This window comes from Burkholderia mycopellens, from assembly GCF_964265025.1.
In the GTDB taxonomy this organism is placed as follows: Bacteria; Pseudomonadota; Gammaproteobacteria; order Burkholderiales; family Burkholderiaceae; genus Burkholderia.
In genome coordinates, this window is record NZ_OZ183803.1 from 1,834,858 (window position 1) to 1,858,904 (window position 24,047).

A 24,047-nucleotide genomic window follows, 5' to 3' on the forward strand; every position below is an offset into this window, starting at 1 on the left:
CGCATCGGTCAGATCACGTGGAAGTGATGCGTGCCGTCCCGCTTCAACTGATCGACCAGCCCGTACTCCCAGTCAAGATAGGCCTGCATCGCGGCCGCCGCGTTGTCGGTGCCTTCGTACGGGCGCCGGTAGCGGTCGATGCGCGGTGACGCCAGATGCGTCTCGCCGCTTTCGAGCGGCAGCCCGGCCTCGATCCATGCTGCCGTGCCACCGGCGAGCACCGCGATTTCAGCCGAAGCCGGCAGCAGCGCGCGGGCATCGTCCGCCGCGAACCGCGCCAGCAAGCTCGATCCGCACGTGAACACATAGCGCCTGGCGGGCGGAATCGCCGCGAACGCATCACGCAACTGCGCACGCACGGCGAACCACGCACCCGGGATATGGCGCTTCACGTAGTTCGCGCTGGCCGTCACGTCGACGATCGCCAGCTCGCCGGGTGCCGCCTCCTTCAGCCAGCCCGCGAGCGTCGCGGGCGACACGTCGGTCGCGGGCGGCGTTGCCGGCACGTCGCGCGGCGGCTGGCCGCGCTCGCCGAACTTCGCCGTACCGTGCTCCGGTTCGACGACACGCACGTCCCAGCCCATCTGCGCGAGCCACGACGCGGTCATGTCGGCGCGCACGCCGTCGTCGTCGGCGAGCACGATCCGCGCGCCGCGCACGGCCGCGTGATGGTCGGTCTCCTGCACGAGCTGGCCGCCCGGCGCGCTCAAGAAACCCGGCAAGTGGCCGGCTTCGTATTCATCCGGAGTGCGTACGTCGAAGCGATACAGCGTGCGGCCCGGCTCGCCGAGCGCGGCGACGTCCGCGAGCGCAATGCGCGGCACGCCCGCGCGTTCGGCCACCGCACGCGCCGCCCGCCTTGCGTCGGCACGCTGCGTCGCGTCGATGTCGTCCGGAAAGCGTCGCGCGGCGCCGCGTTCGAGCGTCTGGCCCGCGAGCGTCCAGCCGATCGTGCCGTTGCGCAGCGCGGCGACCGGATTCGGCAGCCCCGCGTTCACGAGCGACTGCGTGCCGATGATGCTGCGCGTGCGGCCCGCGCAGTTGACGATCACTCGCGTCGCCGGGTTCGGCGCGAGCGCGCGCACGCGCAGCACGAGCTCCGCGCCCGGCACGCTCGTCGACGTCGGGATGTTCATCGTCTGGTATTCGTCGAAACGGCGCGCGTCGACGATCACGACATCGGCCTTCGCGTCGATCAGCGCCTGCACTTCCTGCGCGGACAGCGACGGCGTGTGCCGCTCGGCCTCGACCCATTCGCCGAACGACTTGCTCGGCACGTTCACGTCGATGAACAGTTCGCCGCCCGCGGCGAGCCAGCCCGCGAGGCCGCCGTCGAGCAGCCGCACGTCGGAGTAGCCGAGTTGCGCGAGTTTGGCCGCCGCGCGCGGCGCGAGATCCTCGCCGCCCGCTTCGCCGAACACGACGATCGGCGTGTCGCGGCGCGGAATCCGCGTCCACGCGTCGAGTTCGAGTTTCGACAGCGGAAAGTTGGCGGCCCACAGCGGGTGGCCCTGCGCGTACGGATCTTCCTCGCGTACGTCGATCAGCGCGATCTCGTCGCGGGCCAGCAGGCGCGCGCGCACGTCCTGGTACGACGCGACGGGAAAGCGGAAGGTGGAATCGGCGGATTGCGTCACGGTGTCTCTGTCTCGAATGCGTTGAAGTCGGTGAAGAAAACGGTACGGATGAATCTCGGGCCCGCCGACGCGTGCCGGCGGGCAACTGCATCAGGCGTTCGAATAGCCGGACACGAAAGGCTTCACGGTGCCGTCGTCCAGGAACACCGCGCGCTCGACCTTGCCGATGTTCGCGCCGTACACGTGGATGCTGATCGATACCCGATCCGCGAACGCGTTGGTCACGCGGTGGACGTCGCCAATGCGCGGCGACACGGCCTCGATCTCGCCCGGCTGCAGCCGCACGGCGTCGCCCGCCGGCACGGGCTTGCCCGCTGCGTCGAACCGGTACGGCTGCGAGAACTCGCCGCCGCGCAGCATCCCGATCAGCCCCCACACCGTGTGGTTGTGGATCGGCGTCGTCTGGCCGGGCCCCCACACGAAGCTGACGACCGAGAACCGCTCGTCCGGGTCGAGATGCAGCAGGTACTGCCGATAGCGTGCGGGGTCGGGCTGCGCGAATGCGTCGGGCAGCCAGTCGTCGTGTTCGACGAGGGCGGCGAGCAGCACGCCGCCCTCGTCAAGGATGCGCGTCTCGTTCGCGCCGGACGCAAGCAGCGCGCCCAGACCGTCGACGAACGGCCGCAGCGGCGTCTGATGCAACGAAAGCGTACTCATCGGCCGACTCCTCGAATATGATGCCGAATATGATGGATCGTCATGATGCACCCGAAAGACCATGCAGAACAAACATGAAAATTAGCGATATCGACGCTTTTGCAGCGGTCGTCCGCTGCCAGACCCTGAGCCAGGCCGCGGCCGAGCTCGGGATGACGCAGCCCGCGATCACGCGGCGCGTCCAGAATCTCGAGGAAGCGCTCGGCGTGATCCTGCTCGACCGCAACACGAAGCCGCCGCGCCCGACCGACATCGGCCGGCAGGTCTTCGAGCAGTGTCGCGCGATCCTGCGCGAAGTCGATGCGCTGCGGGAGCTGACGGCCGGCAAGCAGCCGCCCGCCGGCGAATTCCGGATCGGGCTCACGCAGGGCCTCGGCGAGCTGATGCTGCCCGCGTTGATCGTCGAACTCGCCGCGCAGTGGCCCGCGCTCGCGACGCAGGTCACGACCGCTTGGGGCGGCATGCTCGTCGAGCGCGTCGCCCGCCGCGAACTCGATGCGGCGCTCGTGTTCCTCGCGCGCGAAATGGTGCTGCCCGCGCAGGTCGAGGGCGAACGGCTGCTGGCCACGCGGCTCGTCGCGGTCGGCCGCAAGGGTGACTGGCCGCGCCGCAGCTATCGGCTCGCCGATTGCCATGCGCGTGGCTGGGTGCTCAATCCGGACGGCTGCGGTTTTCGTGCGGGCTTGCGGCGCGCGCTCGACGCGCAGGGCCTGCCGATGCCGGTCACGCTCGACACCTACGGCCGCGACCTGCAACTGCAGAGCGTCGCGAACGGTTTCGGCATCGGGCTGATGCCGTTGCCGCTCGTCGAAGGCAGCCCGCTGCGCGATGCGCTCGACATCGTGCCGCTCACCGATTTCAAGCCCCAGATCGATCTGTGGTTGCTGCGCCGGCACGATGCGGCCCGCTTCGACGCGCCGCTCGCCGCCGTTGCCGCGCATGCGCGCACGGCGTTCGCGTTGCCCGAGCAGGCGCACGGCAAGGCTGCGTGAGCGTGCCGGGCGGCGACCGCGTCGTGCAGCCCGCTCGAGGTACGCGCCCGCCCTGCTCCGCTCACGCATCGGCGCGGCCGCGTCCGGTCTCGTTGACCGGCGCCCCGCCCGTCTCCGCCGCGCCCTTCGTTTCGTCTTTCGTTTCGTCCTTCGTTTCGCCCCGGCTCACCGCTTCGAGTACCGCACGCCCCGCCGCCACCGCGATCGCATCGTCCTGCGGCGTATGCACGCGGCTGCACAGCACGTCGCGAAAGTGGCGTTCGAGCGGATTGGCGCGGCTCAGCCCGTGATTGCCCGACAGCTTCAACGCCTGCTCGACCACGCGGATCGCGTGCTCGGTCACGGTCCGCTTGACGAGGCCGCTCGTCGTGACCGGCGGTGCGTCGCCCGCGTCGGTGCGCGCGATGTGATCGTCGAGCAGCACGCGGTTCGCATGCAGCCAGCCCTCGATTTCGCCGACCGCCTCCTGCACGCGCGGCAGCGTCGCGAGCGGCGCGCCCAGCCCGCTCGGCGCACGCGTCGTCGCGAACCCGACCAGCCAGTCGCGCGACGCACGCGCCACCGCGTCGTACAGGCCGCCGAGCAGCGCGACCATCCATGCCTGCTGGTCGGCCTGCGCGTCGGCATCCGCATGGGTCGCGGCCGACACGGCCCACGCTTGCGGCGCGCGTACGTCGACCGCGTGATCGGCCGGCAGCCGCACGTCGTCGAACACGACCTCATGGCTGCCTGACGCACGCAGGCCGAGGTGATTCCAGCTTTCGATCACGCGGATGCGATCGCCATCCGCATCGCGGTCTCGCGGCACGAGAAACACGCCGACCCGCGGCGCCGGTTCGTCGGTGCGCGCCCACACGGCCAGCCAGCGCAGCGCCGGAATCCCGGTGCTGTACAGCTTGTGACCGGACAACCGCCAGCCGTCACCGTCGCGACGTGCAATGGTTTCCGGCAAGCCGCCGCGCGACGGCGAACCGAGTGAAGGCTCGACGCGCAGCGCGTTGATCAACGCGCCCTGGGTCACCGCGCTGTCGAACACCGCCCGCCGGAGCCGCGACGGCCAGCGGTTGTCGGCACGGCCGAGCGCGCGATGCTGCAGGTACGTCATCGTCAGCACCAGCGCGGTCGCCGGATCGGCCCGGGCAACGGCGGCCACGATCCGGCTCGCCTGCGCGAGCGTCGCACCGGCGCCGCCATGCTCGCGCGGCACGACCTGCGCGATCAGCCCCGCGCGATGCAGCCGCGCGAAGTTCTCGTGCGGAAAGCGGCCGTCGACGTCGTTGCGGGCCGCGTCGGCGGCCAGTTCCGGTGCGAGGCGGTCAAGCAGCGCGGCGACACGTGCGTCGTCGGCATCGGCATCTTCGGTCGACAGGAGGCGCAGCGAACGCGGCTGCGGCGACGGCGAGGAAGCGGCAAGGCTGGCGGACATCGAAACGGATTCCCTGAGTAAGACGGACAGGCGGCAACAGCGGCAATCGATCGCCGCGCGGCGCGGTTTCTCATGAAGCCGGCGGTCTGGAACGCACCGTGCCGGATTCGCCGGCGCCCGCGCGCCCGATCGTTCGTGAGCCCACAGCGTATGCGCAGCGCACCCTCGCCCAAACCATGCAAATCTGATATTCAAATCGGGATTGATTATTTCCGTTTCGCATGATCCCGGCGTTAACCTGCGCTCCATTCCTGCCCGGCCACGTGCCGGGACGTCCCTGCACCGGAGACCCAGATGAGCGTCGAATTCATCGGCATGATCCAGAGCCAGAAGCAGTCGGAAATCCACCCGCCGTCCGGCCCCGTCGTCGATCCCGATTACGTGCGCGACTTTGCACGCGCCCACGAGACGGCCGGCTTCGACCGGATCCTCGTGCCGCACCACTCGACCGGCCCGTCGGCGACGCTGACGATCGCGTTCGCCGCGGCCGCGACCGAGCGCATCCACTTCATGCTCGCGCACCGCCCGGGCTTCACCGCGCCGACGCTCGCCGCGCGGCAGATCGCGACGCTCGACCAGTTCAGCCGTGGCCGGCTCGCCGTGCACTTCATCTCCGGCGGCTCGGACAGCGAGCAGCAGCGCGACGGCGACTTCCTCGACCACGACGCGCGCTATGCACGCACCGACGAATACCTCGGCATCTTGCGGCGGATCTGGACCGAAGCGCAGCCGTTCGATCACGACGGCACGCACTACCGGTTCAAGCAGGGCTTTTCGGAAGTGAAGCCATTCCAGCAGCCGCATGTGCCGATCTATTTCGGCGGGGCGTCGGAAGCGGCGCTCGCGGTGGCAGGCAAGCACGCGGACGTCTACGCGCTGTGGGGCGAATCGCTCGACCAGGTGCGCGACCTGACGACGCGCGTGCGTGCCGAAGCCGCGAAGCACGGCCGGCAGGTGCGCTTCTCCGTGTCGTTCCGCCCGATCCTCGCCGCGACCGAAGACGAAGCCTGGGCCCGCGCGCATCGCATCCTCGACGAAACGCGCCGGCTGCGCGATGCGGCCGGCCTCGGCGCCGGCGGGCCGCAGCAGAGCGAAGGCGCGCGGCGCCTGCTCGCCGCGGCCGATCGCGGCTCGCGCGTCGACAAGCGGCTGTGGACCGAAATCGCGAAGCTCACCGGCGCCCGCTCGAATTCGACGGCGCTCGTCGGCACGCCCGAACAGGTCGCCGACGCGCTGCTCGACTACTACGACCTCGGCGTGACGACGTTCCTGATCCGCGGCTTCGATCCGCTGGAAGATGCGATCGACTACGGCCGCGAACTGATTCCGCGCGTGCGCAGCGCCGTCGCCGCCCGCGACGCGGCACGCCGCGCGGCCTGAGCCCAACGGAGCCATACGGAGCCCTACGCCACCATGTCCGCCGTCCTTTCCTCGCCCGTCCGTACCGCATCGGGACTCGAACTTGCCGAAGCGCCGCGCCAGCATTTCTGGTTCGATCCGCCGGCACCGCGCATCGACGTCGCCGCCGAGCGCCGTCACCGTCAGGAACGACTCGCAGGCGCGTTCCGCCTGTTCGCACGCTTCGGCTTCGCACAGGGGCTCGCCGGCCACATCACCGCACGCGACCCCGAGCTGCCCGACCACTTCTGGGTGAATCCGCTCGGCGTGCATTTCTCGCAGATCAAGGTGTCCGACCTGCTGCTCGTCAACGCACGCGGCGAAACCGCGATCGGCACGCGGCCGCTGAACAAGGCCGCGTTCGCGATCCACGCGGCGATCCACGACGCGCATCCGCATATCGTCGCCGCCGCGCATACGCATTCGACTTACGGCAAGGCGTGGTCGACGCTCGGCCGCCTGCTCGACCCGCTCACGCAGGACGCCTGCGTGTTCCATGAAGACCACGCGCTGTTCGACGACTTCACGGGGATGGTCGTCGACACGAGCGAAGGCGCGCGGATCGCCGCGGCGCTCGTGAAGCCGGACCGTACCACGCACAAGGGCGTGATCCTGAAGAACCACGGCATCCTGACCGCCGGCCCGTCGGTCGAGGCCGCCGCATGGTGGTACATCGCGCTCGACAACGCCGCGCATACGCAGTTACTCGCCGAGGCAGCCGGCACGCCGCAACCGATCGATCACGCGACCGCACGCCACACGCACGACCAGATCGGCGGCCCCGAGGGCGCGCTGCATGCATTCGACAGCCTGTTCGCGCGCGTCGTCGCCGACGAACCCGACCTGCTCGACTGAGCGCCTTGTCGCACGACCGGAGACCAGACCAACATGACCCGAACCACCGCACCCGCAACCGCGCCCGCCGACGCGCACGACGGCAAACGCCGCACGCTGCTGCGCGCCGCCGGCGCCGTCGCACTCGCCGCGCCCGCGATCACGCTGGGCCGCAAGGCCTGGTCCGCGCCGCCGCTGAAGAAGCTCACGTTCGCGTGGAACCAGAACGCGTTCTGCCTGACGCCGATCGTCGTCGCGCAGGAGCGCGGCTTCTTCGAGAAGAACGGCCTGAAGGTCGAGCTGATCAACTACAGCGGGTCGACCGACCAGTTGCTCGAATCGATCGCGACCGGCAAGGCCGATGCGGCGGTCGGGATGATCCATCGTTGGCTCAAGCCGCTCGAAGCCGGTTTCGACGTGAAGATCATCGGCAGCTCGCATGGCGGCTGCGTGCGGCTGCTCGGCGCGAAGGCAGCCGGCGTGACGACGCTGCAGGCGCTGAAGGGCAAGACGGTCGGCGTCAGCGACCTGGCCGCACCCGGCAAGCATTTCTTCTCGATCCTGCTCGCGAAGAACGGGATCGATCCCGAGCGCGACATCACGTGGCGGCAGTATCCGGCCGATCTGCTCGGCGTGGCGGTGGACAAGGGCGAGATCCACGCGATCGCCGACGGCGACCCGAATCTCTATCTGCTCGAGAAGCGCAGCAACGGTGCGTACACCGAACTGGCGACGAACCTGTCCGGCGAATACGCGCGCAAGGTGTGCTGCGTGATCGGCGCGCGCGGCGACCTCGTGCGCAACGACCGGCCGTCGGCCGCCGCACTCGCACGCTCGATCGTGCAGGCCACCGAGTTCACGCACGACAACCCGAACGAAGCCGCGAAGGTGTTCGCGAAATATTCGCCGAAGATCAGCCCCGAGGACCTGCGCAAGCTCTACGCGACGCTCACCTACGATCACCACCCGACCAACGTCGACCTGCAGCAGGAAATCGCGTTCTACGCGGACGACTTCCGCCGCATCAGCGTGCTGAAGAAGAGCACCGACCCGCAGCGCTTCGCGCAGCAGGTCTATGCGAACGTGCTGGGGTGACGCGATGTCGACGATCGAACGCGCGCCCTCCGCGCACACCGCGTCCGCCCCTTCCGGCGGCAGTGCCGCCGCGACCGCGGCGCGCGTCGCCTGCACGGCGTGCGAAGCGACGCTGGCCGCCGAAGCCCGCGGTGCGCGCACCTGGCCGACCGGCATCGCCGCCGCGCTCGCGTGGGCCGGGCTCGGCGCACTCACGCAGCTGTGGCCGAACCGTGTCGTCGGCTTCACCGACTGGGCGTATACCGACGAATTCGCCGTCGGCGCGTGGACGATCGCCGCGCTGTTGCTCATCGCCGCGACGCTCGGCCATCTCGCACCCGCGACACGCACGCGGCTCGCGCGCTTGCGCCCGGCCGGCCCATGGCTCGTCGCGCTGCCGCTCGTGCTCGCCGCGTGGGAAATCGTCACCGCGAAAACCGGCTGGCTGCCGACCCCGTTCTTCGCGCCGCCGCAGGCGCTGATCGAAGTCTACGTCGACGACTGGCCGCGCCTCCTCGGCAGCGCAGGCAACACGCTGAAGCTGCTCGCGCTCGGCTTCGCGTACGGCGTCGCGGTCGGTTTCGCCGTGGGCGTGTCGATCGGCTGGTCGCGCCGGATCGGCTACTGGGTACATCCGGTGCTGCGCGTGCTCGGCCCCGTGCCGGCCACCGCGCTGCTGCCGCTCACGTTCTACTTCTTCCCGTCGAGCTATTCGGCGGCCGCGTTCCTGATCGCGCTCGCTACCGGCTTCCCGGTCGCCGTGCTGACGTGGTCGGGCGTCGCGAGCGTCAACAAGCAGTATTACGACGTCGCGCGCACGCTCGGTGCGAATGCGCGCTTCCTCGTGCTGCGCGTCGCGATTCCGGCCGCGCTGCCGCACGTGTTCGTCGGCATCTTCATGGGGCTCAGCGCTTCGTTCACGGTGCTGGTCGTCGCCGAGATGATGGGCGTCAAGTCGGGGCTCGGCTGGTACCTGAGCTGGGCGCAGGGCTGGGCATCGTACGTGAACATGTATGCGGCGCTGATCGTGATGGCGCTGCTGTTTTCCGGGCTCATTGCGCTGCTGTTCGCGGTGCGCGATCGCGCGCTCGCCTGGCAGAAAGGAACGGTCAAATGGTGAGCACCGGCGTACTCGAATCGTCCGTTGCGTCTTTCGTCGCCGCGGCGCCCGCCGTCACGGCGCCGCGCGGTGCGCGCATCGACATCCGCCGCGTGAGCCATGCGTTCGACGGCCCCGGCGGCGCGCTGCCGGTGCTCGACGACGTCACGCTGTCGGTCGCGGCCGGCGAATTCGTCGCACTGCTCGGCCCGAGCGGCTGCGGGAAGTCGACGCTGCTGCGCCTCGTCGCGGGCCTCGAGGCCGCGCGGCAAGGCACGATCGCACAGGACGGCGTGCCGATCGAACAACCCGATCCGTCGCGCATCGTCGTGTTCCAGGACCCGACGCTGTACCCGTGGCGGCGCGTGCGCGCAAACGTTGCGCTCGGCCTCGAGGCGCGCGGCGTGGCGCGCGTGTCGCAGCATCGTGTCGACGAGGCGCTCGCGCGCGTCGGGCTGCAGGAATTCTCGAACGCATTCCCGCATCAGCTGTCCGGCGGGATGGCGCAGCGGGTCGCACTGGCCCGCGCGCTCGTCAACGATCCGCGCCTGCTCATTCTCGACGAGCCGCTCGGCAAGCTCGATTCGCTCACGCGGCTCACGATGCAGGCCGAGCTCGCCGCGCTGTGGCAACGCGACGGCTTCTCCGCGCTGCTCGTCACGCACGATGTCGAGGAGGCGCTGTTCCTTGCGCAGCGCGTGATCGTGTTCGGGCCGCGTCCGGCACGCATCGTCGCCGAACTGCACGTCGACCTGCCCTACCCGCGCCATCGCGGCGACCCGCGCCTTGCCGAACTGCGCCACGACGCGTTGCGGCATCTCGGGCTCGATGCGAGCTGGTAGATGCGCGGTGCCGCTCGACGCTGGGCCGCCGCGCGGCGGGAAGGGTGCCGATGAACGCGCCGACGTTCGCCGACTGGGCGCTCATGTTTCTGCAAGGGCTGTATCGCGCACAAATCGCGCTGGCGCGCGTGCTGCATGCGATCGGGTTGACGGGCGACGCCGACGGTCAAGCCGCCTGGCCGTGGGCCCGTCGCATCGCGCTCGAAACGCTGCGCATCGACGCGGGACTCACGCGGCAACTCGCGTTCGCCGCGGCGGCGACGGCGCTGGCCGTCGTGCTCGCGGGCATCGCGCTCGCTTCACGCAAGTGGCGGGTCGCCACGGCGCTCGCCGCGCTGGCCGCGGCATGGTTCGCGCCGTGGCCGCCGTCTTCGCTGTGGCTCTCGCCCGCCGTGCCGACGAGCTTCCAGCGCGATCCCGTGCCGTTTTCGGTATCGAACGTGATGCGCGGCGCGCACCTGTATGCACGACACTGCGCGGCCTGCCACGGCACGGACGGACGCGGCGAAGGGCCGCTCGCGGCCACGCTCTCGCGCTGGCCGCCGACCTTCGCCGGCGCGCTGCTCGCCCGCCGTCTCGACGGCGAGCTGTTCTGGCGCGTACGCCACGGCACGCGCGACGAACACGGCGCGTCGACGATGCCCGGCTTCGCCGCGACGCTCGGCCCGCAGGATACCTGGGCCGTGCTCGACTACCTGAAAGCGCTCGCCGCGGGCAGCGGCGCGCAGGCGCAAGGCGCGTGGCCCGTACCGGTCCCGCTGCCGGCGCTCGACGTGCGCTGCGGCGCCGCCGCGCCGCAACCGCTCGAGCGCTGGCGCGCAGGCCAGCGCGTGCGCGTCGTCGCGCTCGCGCCGGGCGTGACGCCCCCGCCGGAAGACGCGCGCTGGCAAACGCTGCTCGTCACGGCACGCGGCGCGCCCATCGCGCAGGCGAGCGGCACCGCGCAAGCCGATTGCGTCGCGTCGACGCCCGGTGCGTGGCTCGCATTCGCGACGATCGCCGGCGTGGCGCCCGACGCGTTCGGCGGTACGCAGCTCCTCGCCGATCGGCGCGGCTGGCTGCGGGCGCGCGCGTTGCCGGGCAGCGCCGGCTGGTCGGATGCCGACCTGCTGTGCCGTTCGGACAGCGCCGCACGACCGGCCGTACCGGCAGCGACCGGCGATCCGCTGACCGCGCTGCTGCTGCGCGTCGACGCGGAACCCGTGCGCGATGTGCAGGCCGGACTTCCGCATTGATTGAATCCCTGAACGTCTCTTCCGACCGAACTTCACGATGAATCCGACCCGACGCCATTTCCTCGCACAGGCGAGCGCCCTCGCCACGATCGCCGCGGCACCGGCCGCGCTGCGCGCGCAATCGGGCGCACGGCCGCTGCTGCGCGCCGGCGACCAGAAAGGCGGGCTGCGCGCGCTGCTCGAAGCCGCCGGCGAACTGAACGGCCTGGCGTACGACATCGCGTGGACCGAGTTCCCGGCCGGCGCGCCGCTCGCCGAGGCGCTGAACGCGGCCGCCGTCGATTGCGGGCCGATCGGCGATGCGCCGGTGATTTTCGCGCTCGCGTCGGGGGCACGCATCAAGGTGATCGGCGCGAACCGCTCCGACCCGTACGGCACGGCCGTTCTCGTGCGGCCCGATGCGGCGCTGAAGGGCGCGGCCGACCTGAAGGGCAAGCGCATCGGCACCACGCGCGGCTCGATCGGCCATTTCGTCACGCTGAAGGCGCTCGACGCGGCCGGCCTGCCGCCCGACGCCGTCTCGTTCCGCTTCCTGCCGCCCGCCGATACGATGCTTGCGCTTGCAACCGGTTCAATCGACGCCTGGGCGACCTGGGAACCCTATACCGCGCTCGCCGAAACGAGCGGTCGCGCGCGCGTCCTCGTCAATGGCCGCGGGCTGTGGTCGGGCCTCAGCTACATCGCGGCGACCGACGCGGCGATCGCGTCGAAGCGCGACGTGCTGCACGATTTCCTGCGGCGCGTGGTGCGCGCGCAGGTGTGGTCGTACCGGCATGTCGACGCGTATTCCGCCGCGCTCGCGCGCATCATCGGCATTCCGCCGGCGGCCGCGAGGCTGCAGTTCGAGCGCCGAAGCACGCGCTGGCTGCCGATCGACGCGGCGATCATCGCCGAGCAACAACGCACGGCCGACTTCTACCTGAAGGCCGGACTGCTGCGCCAGCCGCTCGACGTGCGCGCGACGTTCGACCCCGGCTTCCCGCTCGCATGACCGGCCGCGCGACGGTGCGCAGCCGCCCAAACGGCGTCGGCACGATCTGGCACAATCGCAGTCTCGCCATCCGCCCTCAGCCAGCGTCATGCCAGCCATCGCCGACCTCTTCGTCTACCCGATCAAATCCTGCGCCGGCATCGCGCTGTCGCGCGCGCAACTGCTCGAAACGGGCCTGGCGTACGACCGCCACTGGCTGATCACCGACCCCGCCGGGCAGATGATCACGCAGCGCACGCACCCGCGCCTCGCGCTGATCCACACCGCGCTCGACAGCGATGCGCTCGTGCTGAACGCGCCGGGCATGCGCGAGATCCGCACGCCGCTCGACGGCAGCGCATCGCCCGCCACGCCGAAAATGGCCACGACCGTGTGGCGCGACACCGTCGACGCGATCGACACGGGCGCCGAAACGGCCGCGTGGCTCAGCGAATTCCTCGGCGTGCCCACGAAGCTCGCGCGCTTCGGCCCCGACGCGCGCCGCGGCTGCAACCGCAAATGGACCGGCGAGATCGATACGCACACGCAATTCGCTGACGGCTACCCGCTGCTCGTGATCGGCCAGGCGTCGCTCGACGACCTGAACGCACGGCTCGCCGCAAAAGGCGCACCGGCGATTCCGATGAACCGTTTCCGCCCGAACATCGTCGTGTCGGATCTCGATGCATACGAAGAGGATTTCGTCGAACACCTCGACACGGAAGGCGCGACGCCCGTGCGGCTGCGCCTCGTGAAGCCGTGCACGCGCTGCCCGATGCCGACGATCGACCAGGCCACCGGCGCGCCCGATCCCGCGTGGCCGCACGAGCCGACCGACACGATGCAGACCTATCGCGCGAACCCGAGCTTCAACGGCGAGCTGACGTTCGGCATCAATGCGATCGTCGTCGAAGGCGCGGGCGCGTGGCTCGAAGTCGGCCAGTCGCTGGAAGCGGAGATCGGGTTCGGCGATTGAGCCGGACGCACGAGACCGCTTGCAACACCCGATCCTCCGCGCAGCCGGGAGGCCGCCGCACATGGCGCGCCGCTTCCCGCATCGCTGATCGCCATCACGCCGCCCGCGGCGCCGCGTCGTTCGCCGCCGGCAACCGGATCGTCACGACCAGCCCGCCGCCGGCCGCATCGGCAAGCGTCACCCTGCCCTGATGCACGCGCGCGATCTCGCGCACGATCGACAGCCCGAGCCCCGTCCCTTCGACCGTCTGCGTCTTGCTGCCGCGATGGAAGCGCTCGAACACCGCGTCGCGCTCGGCCGCCGGAATGCCCGGCCCGTTGTCGATGACGTCGAGCCGCGCGTGCTCGCCATCGCGCGATACGCGCACCGTAATCACCGCGCGGTCGCCCGCGTAACGGATCGCGTTGTCGATCAGGTTGCCGATCATCTCGCCAAGCAGGTCGGACTGCCCATGCACGTCGATATCGGCCTCGTGCTCGAAGCCCAGATCGATGTCGCGCGCGCGTGCGACCGGCGACCAGTCAAGCGTCACGCTGCGCGCGAGCCGGTGCAGCGCGACCGGCTTGTGCGCGACCGCATGACCGCTGTCCGAATCGAGCCGCGACAACGACAGCAGTTGCTGCACGATCTTCGCGGCCTGCCGCACCGCGCCGTTCGCGCGCCGCAGGTGCCCGGTCACGCGCGGCTGCTCGTCGGGCCGCAGCGCGAGCTCGACGCCGGCCTGCACGGCCGCGAGCGGTGTCTTCAGTTGATGGGCCGCGTCCGCGAAGAAACGGCGCCGCGCGACCTGCATCCGCTGCGTGCGGCCGATGTACTGGTTGATCGACTCGACGAGCGGCGCGAGTTCGCTCGGCATCGCGCCGGTATCGAGCGGCGTCGTATCGTCCTCGCTGCGCGCGGCGACCGTCGCCGACAGCCGGTTCAGCGGCCGCAGCCCGCGCCCGACGCCGAGCCACACGATGCCGAGCGCCAGCACGACGAGCAACCCTTCCTGCAGCAGCGACCCCACCAGGATTTCGCGTGCAAGCGCCTGGCGCGCCTCGATCGTCTCGCCGACCATCACCCACACGATGCGCGACTGCGCGGTCGGCACGTCGTGCACCGGGATGCGCAGCGCAGCCATCCGCAACGGTTCGCCGCGATAGACGACATCGTAGTGACGCGTGACGAACAGCGCGCCGTCGCCTGCGTCGCGCCCCTGTGGCAGCGGCAGGTCCGGGTAGCCGGTGATCGTGTGGCCGTTGTCCTCGCGGATCAGGTAGTAGATCTTGCCGCCGTCGCTCGATTCGAGCATTTCCAGCGCGAGATACGGCAGGTCGACCTCGATCTCGCCGTCGTTGAGCCGCACGCCTTCGCGGATCGACTTCAGCGACGACGACAGCGTGCGGTCGAACGCGACGTGCGCGGCGCTCATCGCGCGCTGGTACGTGAGCCAAGAGTCGAGCGCGAGCAGGCCGAGCAGCGGCAGCAGCAGCCACAGCGCGACCTGGGTGCGCAGGTTCGGGCGGGTCACTCGCCCCCCCGCCTGGCCGCACCATGGGACATGGCAGGGCATGCACCGCGCACCGCTCCACGCCCGCGCCGCCGGCCGTGAATGGCATGCGTGTGGTTGGCAGGCCGCGAACGTGTCGATCCTGCGTCGCGCGTCAACGCGTACACCGGTTCCGTGCAAAGGTCGCGAGCGCGGCGGCAGTTCATTCAGCCGTCTCCGCCTTCGCTTCCAGCAGATAACCGAGCCCGCGCAGCGTGACGATCGCGACGCCCGTGTTCTCGAGCTTCTTGCGCAGCCGGTACACGTAGATCTCGATCGCATCGGCGTTGACCGACTCGTCCAGCCCGAAAATCTTCTCCGACAGCGTTTCCTTGTTGATCGCGCGACCGTTGCGCAGGATCAGCACCTCGAGCACCGAACGCTCGCGCGGCGTGAGCGACAGCGGCTCGCCCGCGAGATGGAAGCTGCGGTCGATACTGTCATACGAAAGCGGCCCGCATTCGACCCGCGAATGCTCGTGGCCGAGGCTGCGGCGGATCAGTGCGCGGGCGCGCGCCTCGAGTTCGGTCAGTTCGAACGGCTTCGCCAGGTAGTCGTCGGCGCCGAGATCGAGCCCCTTCACGCGATCCTCGACCGACCCGTGCGCGGTCAGGATCAGCACCGGCACCGGATTGCGCCGTGCACGCAACCGCCGCAGCACTTCCAGCCCGTCGAGCTTCGGCAGCCCGAGATCGAGAATCACCAGCGCGTAATCCTGCGTGCGCAGCACGTGGTCGGCCGCCTCGCCGTCCGCCATGTGATCGACCGCGAAGCGCGCCGCGCTCAGCGCGTCGTTCAACGACTGGGCGAGGTTCGGATTGTCTTCGACGAGCAGCACACGCATGGGGGTTCCAGTAAGGTCAGCGACAGGCCGCTACATTACATGATCCTTTCCACGGCGACGCCTCGCGCAAACACGGGTTGCGCCACCGGCGCGGGCGCTCGTCGGCCCTCCCGCCGACCGTCCGTCAGCGCTCGGCGGCCGGCCGGTTCCGCGTCGCGACGTGCGAACCGTCGCTTACCCGCCGCCGCTCGCGCAGGCCGACGGCCACCGCCACGAACGCGACGCTCGCACCGGCCGTGACGACGATCATCGGGCGCGCGGTGCCATCCGACAGCCACGCCAGCACGCCGCCGCACGCGGCCGTCATCGCCATCTGGATAAAAAAGAACAACCCGGACGCCGTCCCCGCGATCGTAGTGTACGGCTGCATCACCGCGAACTGGCAGGCCGGGATCGCGATCCCGACGGCGATCATCACGAAGAACATCGGGACGACGAGCGCCGCCACCGCCGTCGGCGCGATCGCACCGCCGATCCACAACGCGGCGGCGCTGGCCAGGTTGATGCCCGCCGCCGCCGCGATGACGGCATCGGCCTTCCAGCGCGTGCCAGTCCGCGCAAACACATTCGAGCCGATCAGGTAGCCGAGCACGGTCAGGCCGAAAATCGCGGCATACACCGGGCCGGATACGCCCCGTTGCCGCTGGAACAGCGTCGACGATTCCGCGATGAACGGGTAGTACGTGCAGTACGCGAAACTGATGGCAAGCGAGTAGCGCAGGAAACGGCGCTCGCCGAGCAGGCCCGCATACGTCCGCAGGATCCCCTTGCCCGGCGCCGGCCGCGTGTCGCGTTCGCGGGTCTCCGGCAGGTAGCGCAGCACCATCGCCGTCGCGACGAGCCCGCCTGCCGCAAGCAATCCGAACACGCCACGCCAGCCGAGCCACTCGGCCACTGCGCTGCCGGCCAGCGGTGCAATCACCGGCGACAGCGCCATGCCGGCCGAAATCCGCCCCAGCATCGTGGCCTGCATCGCGGTCGGGAAGCGCTCGCGCACGATCACCCTGCCGATCACCGTTCCGCTGCAGCCGCCCAGCGCCTGGAAGATGCGCGCGACGACGATCGCCGTGACGCTGGCCGACCACGCGCAGGCGACGCTCGCGACCACGTAGAGGCACAGGCCGCCGAGCAAAACGGGACGGCGGCCGTAACGGTCGGACAACGGCCCCGACACCAGCATCGACAGCGCATAGCCGACCATGTAGAGGGTCAGCGTGAGCTGCAACTGCGCATCGGTGCCGTGCAGCGCGTCCGCCATCGCCGGCAGCGACGGCAGGTACGCATCGATCGTGACGCGCGGCAGGCACACGACGAGCATCAACAGGAACAGCCAGCCCCACTGGGGTAATGAACGCGTTTTCATGCGGTGAGCCCGTCTCCGGTCGGATTGATGTGGTCGACAGCAATCTAAGGTCAAAGTGATATAAGCTGAAGGGCCATTAAATCCGACACTGACTGGACCACTATGTCGCGAGGCAAAGCCGCGATTCCGCTCGATCTGCCGTGCCCTGCCGGGTTGTCCGCAGGCAGTCCGCAGTCGAAGCAGGAGTGCATTGCCGACGCACTGCGCGACGCGATCCTGAAGCGCCTGCTGCCCGGCGACAGCCCGCTGCCGTCCAGCCGCACCCTCGCCGCGCGCTGGGGCGTCGCCCGGGGCACGGTCGAAGCGGCGTACGACCGGCTGTGCTCCGAGGGCTATATCGCCCGTACGCAAGGATCCGGGTCGCGGGTCTGCGCAGTGGTGCCGGACAGCTATCTGCGCGCGGCCGCGCAGTCGCGCGACACCGGCCTTCCCCCCTCCGACGCCCACCCCGCGACAGCACGCACGACCGACGCCACCGTGCCGGAACAAGGCGTGCGCCCGGGCGTCCCGTTCGTCGCGCGGCTCGCCGATCCCGGCCTGCTGCCGATGCAGCAATGGAAGAAGGCGCTCGGCGCCAGCCTGCTGGCCGCGACGGCGAACGACCTCGGGGCCACGCCCGCGCAAGGCGTCGAGAGCCTGCGCAATGAAATCGCGGCATACCTGCGGGAATACCGCGGCATCCCGTGCAGCGCCGGCGACATTTTCATCACGACCGGCATCCGGCATTCAATCGATCTCGTCGCGCGCACGCTGCTCACGCGCGGCTCGACGGTGCTGATGGAGGACCCCGGCTATGCGTCGGCGTGGCAGATCTTCACGATCGCGGGTGCGACCGTGATCGACGTGCCGGTCGATCGGGAAGGCATCGACACGGCATCGCTGGAACGGCATCCCGATGCGCGCGCGGCCTACGTGACGCCGGCCCATCAGGCGCCGCTCGGCATCACGATGTCGGTGTCGCGCCGGCTCGAACTGCTCGACTGGGCGCAGCGCAACCGCGCGTGGATCATCGAGGACGACTACGACGGGGAATTCAGCTACCAGACCGCCCCGCTGCCCGCGCTGAAATCGCTCGACGCGTGTGATCGCGTGATCTACTGCGGCTCGTTCAACAAGACGCTGTTCTCGGGGCTGCGCATCGGTTTCATGGTCGTGCCGGCGGAACTGCGGCAGGCCCTTTCGGCCGTGTGGCATGCGACCGCACGCTCGGTCGGCGTGGCGCCCCAGCTGGCGCTGGCCCGCTTCATCGCGCACGGCGATTTTGCGAAGCACCTGCGCGCCGCGCGCCACGCGTACCGCCAACGGCGCGACATCGTGCTCGACCAACTGGCGAAACACGCCGGCGGTCGGTACGCGGTGTCCGGCGAACACGCGGGCTTTCATTTCGTGATGTGGCTGCCGCCCGGGATGGACGACGCCACGTATGTCGCCCAAGCCCATGCGGACGGGATCGAATTGCAGCCGATCCGCGGATTCTGTCGGAGCGCCCGGTGCGAAGCGGGTGTCGTCATCGGGTACTCCGCGCTGACGGCCGCGCATGCGCGGCATGGCGGCCGGCTGCTCGGCAAACTGCTCGCGCAACCCGCATAGCCCCCCTGTCATCGTTGCCGCGCCCCGCGGCAACCTGCTTTCCGCCCGTGCCTGACCGTGCCGCGCGCCGCAAAACGCGCGGCCGCCGCCGCTTCGACCTCGGGAAATCCATGACACAAAGGACGCGATTGTGAACGGAAATGAAAGCAGGCTGAAAGTGCGCCGCAATTAACATCCGCTCCACTCGAACAACACCTAGACGTAACTGGAGGAAGACATGCCGTTTGCACCGAAGCACCTCGCCGCCACGCTGGCGGTCGTTCTGGGCACTGCCGCCGGCGCCGCCGCCGCGCAGGTTCCGGCCGGGTATCCGGGGAGTTACCAGGGCGTGATCGACGCCGCGAAGAAGGAAGGCAAGCTGATCGTCTACTCGACGACCGACACGGGCCTCGTGCGCCCGCTGATCAAGGACTTCGAAAGCCTGTACGGCGTGAAGGTCGAGTACAACGACATGAACAGCACCGAGCTGTACAACCGCTACATCAGCGAGAACGCGGCGAGCAGCACCAGCGCCGACGTGCTGTGGAGCTCGGCGATGGACCTGCAGGTCAAGCTCGTCAACGACGGCCTGATGGCGTCCTACGATTCGCCCGAAAGCGCAAACGTGCCGCAGTGGGCGCAATACCAGAAGCAGGCGTACGGCACGACGTTCGAGCCGCTCGCGATCGTCTACAACAAGCGCCTGATCCCCGAGAACGAAGTGCCGACCACGCGCGCCGACCTGATCAAGCTGCTCACCACGCAAGGCGACAAGTTCAAGGGCAAGGTCACGACCTACGACGTCGAGAAATCGGGCGTCGGCTTCAACGCGCTGACGCAGGACGCGCACCTGAACGAGAAGGTCACGTGGGAGCTCGTGAAGGCGATCGGCGCGACCGGCCCGAAGCTGCAGTCGAGCACGGGCGCGATGATGGAGCGGATCTCGTCGGGCGAGAACCTGATCGGCTACAACATCATCGGTTCGTACGCGTACGCGAAGGCGAAGAAGGACAAGTCGATCGGCTACGTGTTTCCGAAGGACTACACGCAGATCGTGAGCCGCCTCGCCACGGTGTCGAAGAAGTCGAAGAACCCGAACGCCGCGAAGCTGTGGGTCGACTACCTGCTGTCGAAGCGCGGCCAGACGCTGATCGCGAACCAGGCGAACCTGTACGCGATCCGCGCGGACGTGACCGGCGAGACGTCGGCCGCGAGCCTCACGAAGGAACTCGGCGATTCGCTGAAGCCGATCCAGATCGGCACCGGCCTGCTCGTCTATCTCGACCAGTCGAAGCGCCTCGCGTTCCTGAAGCAATGGCAGCAGGCGATCAAGCGCTGATCCGCTGACTGACTGCCGCCCGCCGCGCATCGCGCGGGCGGCCCCTTTCCCTCACCGATTTCCTGGAGGCGGCCATCCGGATGGCCGCAGGGGCGAACTCATGCTTTCAACCAGCACACACGGAACGGCGCCGGCCGTTCCGCCCACCACCGGCCCGCGCGATGCGATTCCCGCGCTGCCGGTCAACAGTCTGCAGCCGCTCGCCGGCATGCTGCGCTGGATCGTCGTCGCGGTGCTGACCATCGCGGTCGCGCTGCCGCTCGGCTTCATCCTGTTCCAGAGCCTGCTGTCCGCGCCGTTCTTCGACGCGAACAAGACGCTCGGCATCGAAGGCTTCCGCTTCATCTTCAGCGATCCCGATTTCTGGTCGGCCGTGAAGAACTCGTTCGTCATCGCCGGCGGGATGCTGTTCATCTCGATTCCGCTCGGCGGCGTCCTCGCGTTCCTGATGGTGCGCACCGACCTGCCCGGCCGCCGCTGGCTCGAACCGCTGCTGCTCACGCCCGTGTTCGTGTCGCCGATGGTGCTCGCGTTCGGCTACGTGGTCGCGGCCGGCCCGGTCGGCTTCTACTCGGTGTGGTTCAAGGAACTGTTCGGGGTGCAGAACGTACCCTGGAACGTGTATTCGATCTTCGCGATCACGGTGATCGTCGGCCTCACGCACGTGCCGCACGTGTACCTGTACTCGTCCGCCGCGTTGCGCAACCTCGGCTCGGACGTCGAGGAAGCCGCCCGCGTGACGGGCGCCCGCCCGTTCCGGGTCGCGCTCGACGTGAGCCTGCCGATGACGATGCCCGCGCTGCTGTTCGCCGGCGTGCTGGTGTTCTTCCTCGGCTTCGAGGTGTTCGGGCTGCCGCTCGTGCTCGGCGATCCGGAAGGCCACCTCGTGCTCGCAACCTACCTGTACAAGCTGACCAACAAGCTCGGCGTGCCGTCGTATCACCTGATGGCCGCGGTCGCGGTGTGCATCGTCGCGATCACGTTCCCGCTCGTGCTGCTGCAGCGCCGCCTGCTGAAAACGGCGAACCGCTTCGTCACCGTAAAGGGCAAGGCTGGCCGCGCGACGGTGCTGCCGCTCGGCGTATGGCGCTGGGTCGCGCTCGCGATCGTCGCGCTGTGGCTGATGCTGACGGTGATCGTGCCGCTCTCGGGCATCGTGCTGCGCGCGTTCGTGACCAACTGGGGCGAAGGCGTCGCGCTCGCCGAAGTGCTGACGCTGTCGAACTTCACCGAGCTGTTCGAGCAGGACAACCTGGTGCGCGCGATCGTCAACACGCTCGGCATCGGCGTGATCGGCGGCGCGCTCGCGGTCGGCTTCTACTCGCTCGTCGCGTTCGCCGGCCACCGCCGCCCCGACTGGGCCACCAAGCTGCTCGACTACATCGTGCTGCTGCCGCGCGCGGTGCCCGGCCTGCTCGCCGGTCTCGCATTCCTGTGGATCTTCCTGTTCGTCCCCGGCCTGCGCGAGCTGAAGAACTCGATGTGGAGCATCTGGATCGCGTACACGGTCGTGTGGCTCGCGTACGGGATGCGGCTCATCCAGAGCGCGCTGCTGCAGGTCGGCCCCGAGCTCGAGGAAGCCGGCCGCAGCGTCGGCGCGACGCGCAGCCGCGTATCGCTCGACGTGACGCTGCCGCTCGTGCGCTTCGGTCTCCTCGCCGCGTGGCTGCTGATCTTCATGATCTTCGAGCGCGAATACTCGACGGCCGTCTACCTGCTGTCCCCCGGCACCGAAGTGATCGGCGCGCTGCTCGTGTCGCTGTGGGCGACCGGCGCCGTCGACCAGGTCGCCGCGCTTTCTGTCATCAACATCGCGATGGTCGGTGCCGGTCTCGGCGTGGCCCTGCGTTTCGGAGTGAAACTTCATGGATAAGCTCATCGTCGACGACCTGCATCTCAGCTACGGCGCCAATCCGATCCTCAAGGGCGTGTCGTTCGAACTGAAGGCCGGCGAAGTCGTCTGCCTGCTCGGCGCATCGGGCAGCGGCAAGACCACGCTGCTGCGCGCGGTGGCCGGCCTCGAACAGCCGTCCGACGGCCGCATCCAGCTCGACGGCCGCGTGTTCTTCGACGGCGCGCAGCGCGTCGACCTGCCCGTCGAGCAGCGCTCGCTCGGCCTTGTGTTCCAGTCGTACGCGCTGTGGCCGCACCGCACCGTCGCCGACAACGTCGGCTACGGGCTGAAGCTGCGCCGCGTCGCACCGGCCGAACAGAAACGCCGCGTTCAGAGCGCGCTCGACCAGCTTGGCCTCGGCCATCTCGCGGAACGCTTTCCGCACCAGCTGTCGGGCGGCCAGCAGCAACGCGTCGCGATCGCACGCGCGCTCGTCTACAACCCGCCGGTGATCCTGCTCGACGAGCCGCTGTCGAACCTCGACGCGAAGCTGCGCGAGGAAGCGCGCGCATGGTTGCGCGAGCTGATCGTGTCGCTCGGGCTGTCGGCCCTGTGCGTGACGCACGACCAGACCGAGGCAATGGCGATGTCCGACCGCATCCTGCTGCTGCGCAACGGCCGCATCGAGCAGGAAGGCACGCCGGCCGAGTTGTACGGCTCGCCGCGTTCGCTGTACACGGCCGAGTTCATGGGCAGCAACAACCGGATCGACGCGCGCGTCGCGGCCGTCGACGGCGAACGCGTGACGCTCGCCGGCGACGGCTGGGAACTGCAGGCGCTCGCCCGCGACACGTTCGCGCCGGGTCAGGACGCGCAGGCCGTGATCCGCCTCGAGCGCGTGCAGGTCACCGACGGCCCGGGCGCGAACCGGCTGCAGGCCGACCTCGTTACGTCGATGTATCTGGGCGACCGCTGGGAATACCTGTTCCATTGCGGCGACATGCGCCTGCGCGCGTTCGGCCACGTACCGCGAGCGGCCGGCAAGCACTGGATCGAATTCCCGACCAACGACTGCTGGGCGTTCGCGAAAGCGGGCTGACCCACGCGGCGGGCGCTCCGCCCGCCACCTGCGCGCGTTCCGTCGTGTCATGACAGGCAGGTCCGGCGGACGTCTTCGGGCGTCCGCCGCGGCGTGCCGCGCGCCGCATTCGCCTGATCCCGCTTCACCCACTCACAAGAACCAAGGAGACACCGTCAATGAAGTCACGCGCAGAACGTTCCCTTCGCGCCGCCGTCCTGACCGGATCGGCCGCCGTCGCCGGCCTCACCGCCGGCGCCGTGCACGCGCAGTCGTCGGTCACGATGTACGGGATCATGGATGCCGGCATCGAATTCGCCAACCACGCCGCGCCGGAAGGCGGCAATTCGTACAAGCTCAAGTCCGGCAACAAGAACACGTCGCGCTGGGGCCTGCGCGGCGTCGAGGATCTCGGCGGCGGGCTGAAGGCCGTGTTCCGTCTCGAAAGCGGGATCGATCTTGCAAACGGCGCGTCCGACGACGGCCCCGACGCGATCTTCGGGCGCCGCGCAACCGTCGGCCTGAAGGGCAAGTGGGGCGAGATCTCGCTCGGCCGCAACTTCACCGTCACCTACGACTACATGCTGCAGTTCGACCCGATGGGCTACTCGCAGAACTATTCGTGGGCGACGTCGTCGATGGCGACCGGCGGCCGCAAGGACGGCATGTTCACGCGTTCGTCGAATGCCGTGCGCTACGACGGCGAATTCAGCGGCGTCAAGTTCGGCGCGATGTACGGCTTCGGCAACGTGCCGGGCAGTGTCAAAACCAGCTCGAAGTACGACGCGGCGATCGGCTACGAGGGCGGCCCGTTCGCCGCGGTGGTCGCGTTCGACCGGCAGAACGGCGCAGCCGACAGCGTGACGCCGGCCGATCCGGTCAACTACATCCAGGGGATTCATGCGGGCCTGAGCTACGACTTCGGCAACCTGAAGACGATGGCCGGCTACCGCAACTACAAGCGCGCGTATCGCACGAGCGCCGCGAACCAGTTGAGCGACATGGTTTGGGTCGGCGGCTCGTACCAGTTCACGCCGACGTTCTCGTTGATCGGCGCCGTATATCACCAGAACATCAAGGGCGGCACGGATGCCGATCCGACGCTCGTGTCGATGCGCGCGCAATACGCGCTGTCGAAGCGCACGGTACTGTACGCGGCCGGCGCATTCGCGATCGGGCAGCACGGGCAGAAGGTCGGCGTATCGCGCGATGTCAACGGCTATGGCACGACCCAGGTCGGGGTGACGGCGGGGATCCAGCAGCGGTTCTAAGCGTGACGGCGGGTAGCGGCGCGCGCACCGTGCGCCGCGTCACCGGCTCGCGGCCCGCGGCTTGCCGCCCTGCCCTCG

At 69.4% G+C, this 24,047-nt stretch carries 20 protein-coding genes; 14 read left to right on the forward strand and 6 right to left on the reverse strand.

Annotation, left to right across the window (positions count from 1 at the left end; translation table 11 throughout):
• Window positions 1-8: 8 nt before the first annotated feature.
• Complete coding sequence (locus tag ACPTTC_RS26530; RefSeq protein WP_423394580.1) at window positions 9-1,637, reverse strand: rhodanese-related sulfurtransferase; 1,629 nt, start codon at window positions 1,635-1,637, stop codon at window positions 9-11.
• Window positions 1,638-1,727: 90 nt separating this feature from the next.
• On the reverse strand, window positions 1,728-2,294 hold the full coding sequence (locus ACPTTC_RS26535) for a cysteine dioxygenase (RefSeq protein WP_423394581.1): 567 nt from the start codon (window positions 2,292-2,294) through the stop codon (window positions 1,728-1,730).
• Between the two features lie 17 nt (window positions 2,295-2,311).
• Here ACPTTC_RS26535 and ACPTTC_RS26540 point away from each other — a divergent pair, with 17 nt between their 5' ends.
• On the forward strand, window positions 2,312-3,286 hold the full coding sequence (locus ACPTTC_RS26540; RefSeq protein ID WP_423394582.1) for a LysR family transcriptional regulator: 975 nt from the start codon (window positions 2,312-2,314) through the stop codon (window positions 3,284-3,286).
• A gap of 61 nt (window positions 3,287-3,347) precedes the next feature.
• Here ACPTTC_RS26540 and ACPTTC_RS26545 read toward each other — a convergent pair whose 3' ends face one another.
• Complete coding sequence (locus tag ACPTTC_RS26545) at window positions 3,348-4,712, reverse strand: acyl-CoA dehydrogenase family protein (protein WP_423394583.1); 1,365 nt, start codon at window positions 4,710-4,712, stop codon at window positions 3,348-3,350.
• A gap of 294 nt (window positions 4,713-5,006) precedes the next feature.
• On the opposite strand from ACPTTC_RS26545, the gene ACPTTC_RS26550 reads away from it, so the two are divergent.
• From ACPTTC_RS26550 to ACPTTC_RS26585, 8 genes are all read left to right on the forward strand, one after another.
• Window positions 5,007-6,092: an LLM class flavin-dependent oxidoreductase gene (locus ACPTTC_RS26550; RefSeq protein WP_423394584.1), complete on the forward strand. Its 1,086-nt coding sequence runs from the start codon at window positions 5,007-5,009 to the stop codon at window positions 6,090-6,092.
• A 33-nt stretch (window positions 6,093-6,125) separates the two neighbouring features.
• Window positions 6,126-6,965, forward strand: coding sequence for a class II aldolase/adducin family protein (locus ACPTTC_RS26555; RefSeq protein ID WP_423394585.1), 840 nt, complete (start codon window positions 6,126-6,128; stop codon window positions 6,963-6,965).
• Window positions 6,966-6,998: 33 nt separating this feature from the next.
• Window positions 6,999-8,039 carry an ABC transporter substrate-binding protein gene (locus ACPTTC_RS26560; RefSeq protein ID WP_423394586.1) on the forward strand — a complete coding sequence of 347 codons (1,041 nt, stop codon included), beginning with the start codon at window positions 6,999-7,001 and terminating at the stop codon, window positions 8,037-8,039.
• 4 nt (window positions 8,040-8,043) lie between these two features.
• Window positions 8,044-9,138 carry an ABC transporter permease gene (locus ACPTTC_RS26565; protein ID WP_423394587.1) on the forward strand — a complete coding sequence of 365 codons (1,095 nt, stop codon included), beginning with the start codon at window positions 8,044-8,046 and terminating at the stop codon, window positions 9,136-9,138.
• Complete coding sequence (locus ACPTTC_RS26570) at window positions 9,132-9,959, forward strand: ABC transporter ATP-binding protein (RefSeq protein WP_423394588.1); 828 nt, start codon at window positions 9,132-9,134, stop codon at window positions 9,957-9,959. The genes ACPTTC_RS26565 and ACPTTC_RS26570 overlap by 7 nt, the downstream gene beginning before the upstream one ends.
• A gap of 50 nt (window positions 9,960-10,009) precedes the next feature.
• Complete coding sequence (locus ACPTTC_RS26575) at window positions 10,010-11,194, forward strand: c-type cytochrome (protein WP_423394589.1); 1,185 nt, start codon at window positions 10,010-10,012, stop codon at window positions 11,192-11,194.
• Between the two features lie 37 nt (window positions 11,195-11,231).
• On the forward strand, window positions 11,232-12,185 hold the full coding sequence (locus ACPTTC_RS26580) for an ABC transporter substrate-binding protein (RefSeq protein ID WP_423394590.1): 954 nt from the start codon (window positions 11,232-11,234) through the stop codon (window positions 12,183-12,185).
• 88 nt (window positions 12,186-12,273) lie between these two features.
• Window positions 12,274-13,140 (forward strand): MOSC domain-containing protein, encoded by an 867-nt coding sequence (locus ACPTTC_RS26585; RefSeq protein ID WP_423394591.1) that lies wholly within the window; start codon window positions 12,274-12,276, stop codon window positions 13,138-13,140.
• A 94-nt stretch (window positions 13,141-13,234) separates the two neighbouring features.
• On the opposite strand, the gene ACPTTC_RS26590 is transcribed toward ACPTTC_RS26585, so the two are convergent.
• The 3 genes from ACPTTC_RS26590 to ACPTTC_RS26600 form a co-directional block, all read right to left on the reverse strand.
• Window positions 13,235-14,653, reverse strand: a complete 1,419-nt coding sequence (locus tag ACPTTC_RS26590) for a sensor histidine kinase N-terminal domain-containing protein (protein ID WP_423394592.1) — start codon at window positions 14,651-14,653, stop codon at window positions 13,235-13,237.
• A 181-nt stretch (window positions 14,654-14,834) separates the two neighbouring features.
• A complete protein-coding gene (locus ACPTTC_RS26595) occupies window positions 14,835-15,515 on the reverse strand; it encodes a response regulator (protein ID WP_069251438.1) in 681 nt (226 codons plus the stop codon).
• 124 nt (window positions 15,516-15,639) lie between these two features.
• Window positions 15,640-16,878 (reverse strand): multidrug effflux MFS transporter, encoded by a 1,239-nt coding sequence (locus ACPTTC_RS26600; protein ID WP_423394593.1) that lies wholly within the window; start codon window positions 16,876-16,878, stop codon window positions 15,640-15,642.
• 102 nt (window positions 16,879-16,980) lie between these two features.
• On the opposite strand from ACPTTC_RS26600, the gene ACPTTC_RS26605 reads away from it, so the two are divergent.
• The 5 genes from ACPTTC_RS26605 (at window position 16,981) to ACPTTC_RS26625 (ending at window position 23,969) form a co-directional block, all read left to right on the forward strand.
• A complete protein-coding gene (locus ACPTTC_RS26605) occupies window positions 16,981-18,468 on the forward strand; it encodes a PLP-dependent aminotransferase family protein (RefSeq protein WP_423394594.1) in 1,488 nt (495 codons plus the stop codon).
• Window positions 18,469-18,685: 217 nt separating this feature from the next.
• Complete coding sequence (locus tag ACPTTC_RS26610) at window positions 18,686-19,786, forward strand: ABC transporter substrate-binding protein (protein WP_423394595.1); 1,101 nt, start codon at window positions 18,686-18,688, stop codon at window positions 19,784-19,786.
• A 100-nt stretch (window positions 19,787-19,886) separates the two neighbouring features.
• On the forward strand, window positions 19,887-21,659 hold the full coding sequence (locus ACPTTC_RS26615) for an ABC transporter permease (protein ID WP_423394596.1): 1,773 nt from the start codon (window positions 19,887-19,889) through the stop codon (window positions 21,657-21,659).
• The gene (locus ACPTTC_RS26620) at window positions 21,652-22,719 is read left to right on the forward strand and encodes an ABC transporter ATP-binding protein (RefSeq protein WP_423394597.1); all 1,068 of its coding nucleotides are present in this window, start codon (window positions 21,652-21,654) and stop codon (window positions 22,717-22,719) included. Before ACPTTC_RS26615 ends, ACPTTC_RS26620 begins: the two co-directional genes overlap by 8 nt.
• A gap of 158 nt (window positions 22,720-22,877) precedes the next feature.
• Window positions 22,878-23,969, forward strand: coding sequence for a porin (locus ACPTTC_RS26625; protein ID WP_423394598.1), 1,092 nt, complete (start codon window positions 22,878-22,880; stop codon window positions 23,967-23,969).
• Window positions 23,970-24,047 lie beyond the last annotated feature (78 nt).

Excerpts from the sequence above, each read along its gene's own strand:
- ACPTTC_RS26545 (WP_423394583.1), bottom strand. The coding sequence starts at position 4,712 with ATGTCCGCCAGCCTTGCCGCTTCCTCGCCGTCGCCGCAGCCGCGTTCG.
- ACPTTC_RS26595 (WP_069251438.1), bottom strand. The coding sequence starts at position 15,515 with ATGCGTGTGCTGCTCGTCGAAGACAATCCGAACCTCGCCCAGTCGTTG.
- ACPTTC_RS26585 (WP_423394591.1), top strand. The coding sequence starts at position 12,274 with ATGCCAGCCATCGCCGACCTCTTCGTCTACCCGATCAAATCCTGCGCC.
- ACPTTC_RS26615 (WP_423394596.1), top strand. The coding sequence starts at position 19,887 with ATGCTTTCAACCAGCACACACGGAACGGCGCCGGCCGTTCCGCCCACC.
- ACPTTC_RS26570 (WP_423394588.1), top strand. The coding sequence starts at position 9,132 with ATGGTGAGCACCGGCGTACTCGAATCGTCCGTTGCGTCTTTCGTCGCC.
- ACPTTC_RS26625 (WP_423394598.1), top strand. The coding sequence starts at position 22,878 with ATGAAGTCACGCGCAGAACGTTCCCTTCGCGCCGCCGTCCTGACCGGA.
- ACPTTC_RS26540 (WP_423394582.1), top strand. The coding sequence starts at position 2,312 with ATGATGCCGAATATGATGGATCGTCATGATGCACCCGAAAGACCATGC.
- ACPTTC_RS26555 (WP_423394585.1), top strand. The coding sequence starts at position 6,126 with ATGTCCGCCGTCCTTTCCTCGCCCGTCCGTACCGCATCGGGACTCGAA.
- ACPTTC_RS26535 (WP_423394581.1), bottom strand. The coding sequence starts at position 2,294 with ATGAGTACGCTTTCGTTGCATCAGACGCCGCTGCGGCCGTTCGTCGAC.
- ACPTTC_RS26565 (WP_423394587.1), top strand. The coding sequence starts at position 8,044 with ATGTCGACGATCGAACGCGCGCCCTCCGCGCACACCGCGTCCGCCCCT.
- ACPTTC_RS26610 (WP_423394595.1), top strand. The coding sequence starts at position 18,686 with ATGCCGTTTGCACCGAAGCACCTCGCCGCCACGCTGGCGGTCGTTCTG.
- ACPTTC_RS26550 (WP_423394584.1), top strand. The coding sequence starts at position 5,007 with ATGAGCGTCGAATTCATCGGCATGATCCAGAGCCAGAAGCAGTCGGAA.
- ACPTTC_RS26560 (WP_423394586.1), top strand. The coding sequence starts at position 6,999 with ATGACCCGAACCACCGCACCCGCAACCGCGCCCGCCGACGCGCACGAC.
- ACPTTC_RS26580 (WP_423394590.1), top strand. The coding sequence starts at position 11,232 with ATGAATCCGACCCGACGCCATTTCCTCGCACAGGCGAGCGCCCTCGCC.
- ACPTTC_RS26620 (WP_423394597.1), top strand. The coding sequence starts at position 21,652 with ATGGATAAGCTCATCGTCGACGACCTGCATCTCAGCTACGGCGCCAAT.
- ACPTTC_RS26575 (WP_423394589.1), top strand. The coding sequence starts at position 10,010 with ATGAACGCGCCGACGTTCGCCGACTGGGCGCTCATGTTTCTGCAAGGG.
- ACPTTC_RS26605 (WP_423394594.1), top strand. The coding sequence starts at position 16,981 with ATGTCGCGAGGCAAAGCCGCGATTCCGCTCGATCTGCCGTGCCCTGCC.
- ACPTTC_RS26600 (WP_423394593.1), bottom strand. The coding sequence starts at position 16,878 with ATGAAAACGCGTTCATTACCCCAGTGGGGCTGGCTGTTCCTGTTGATG.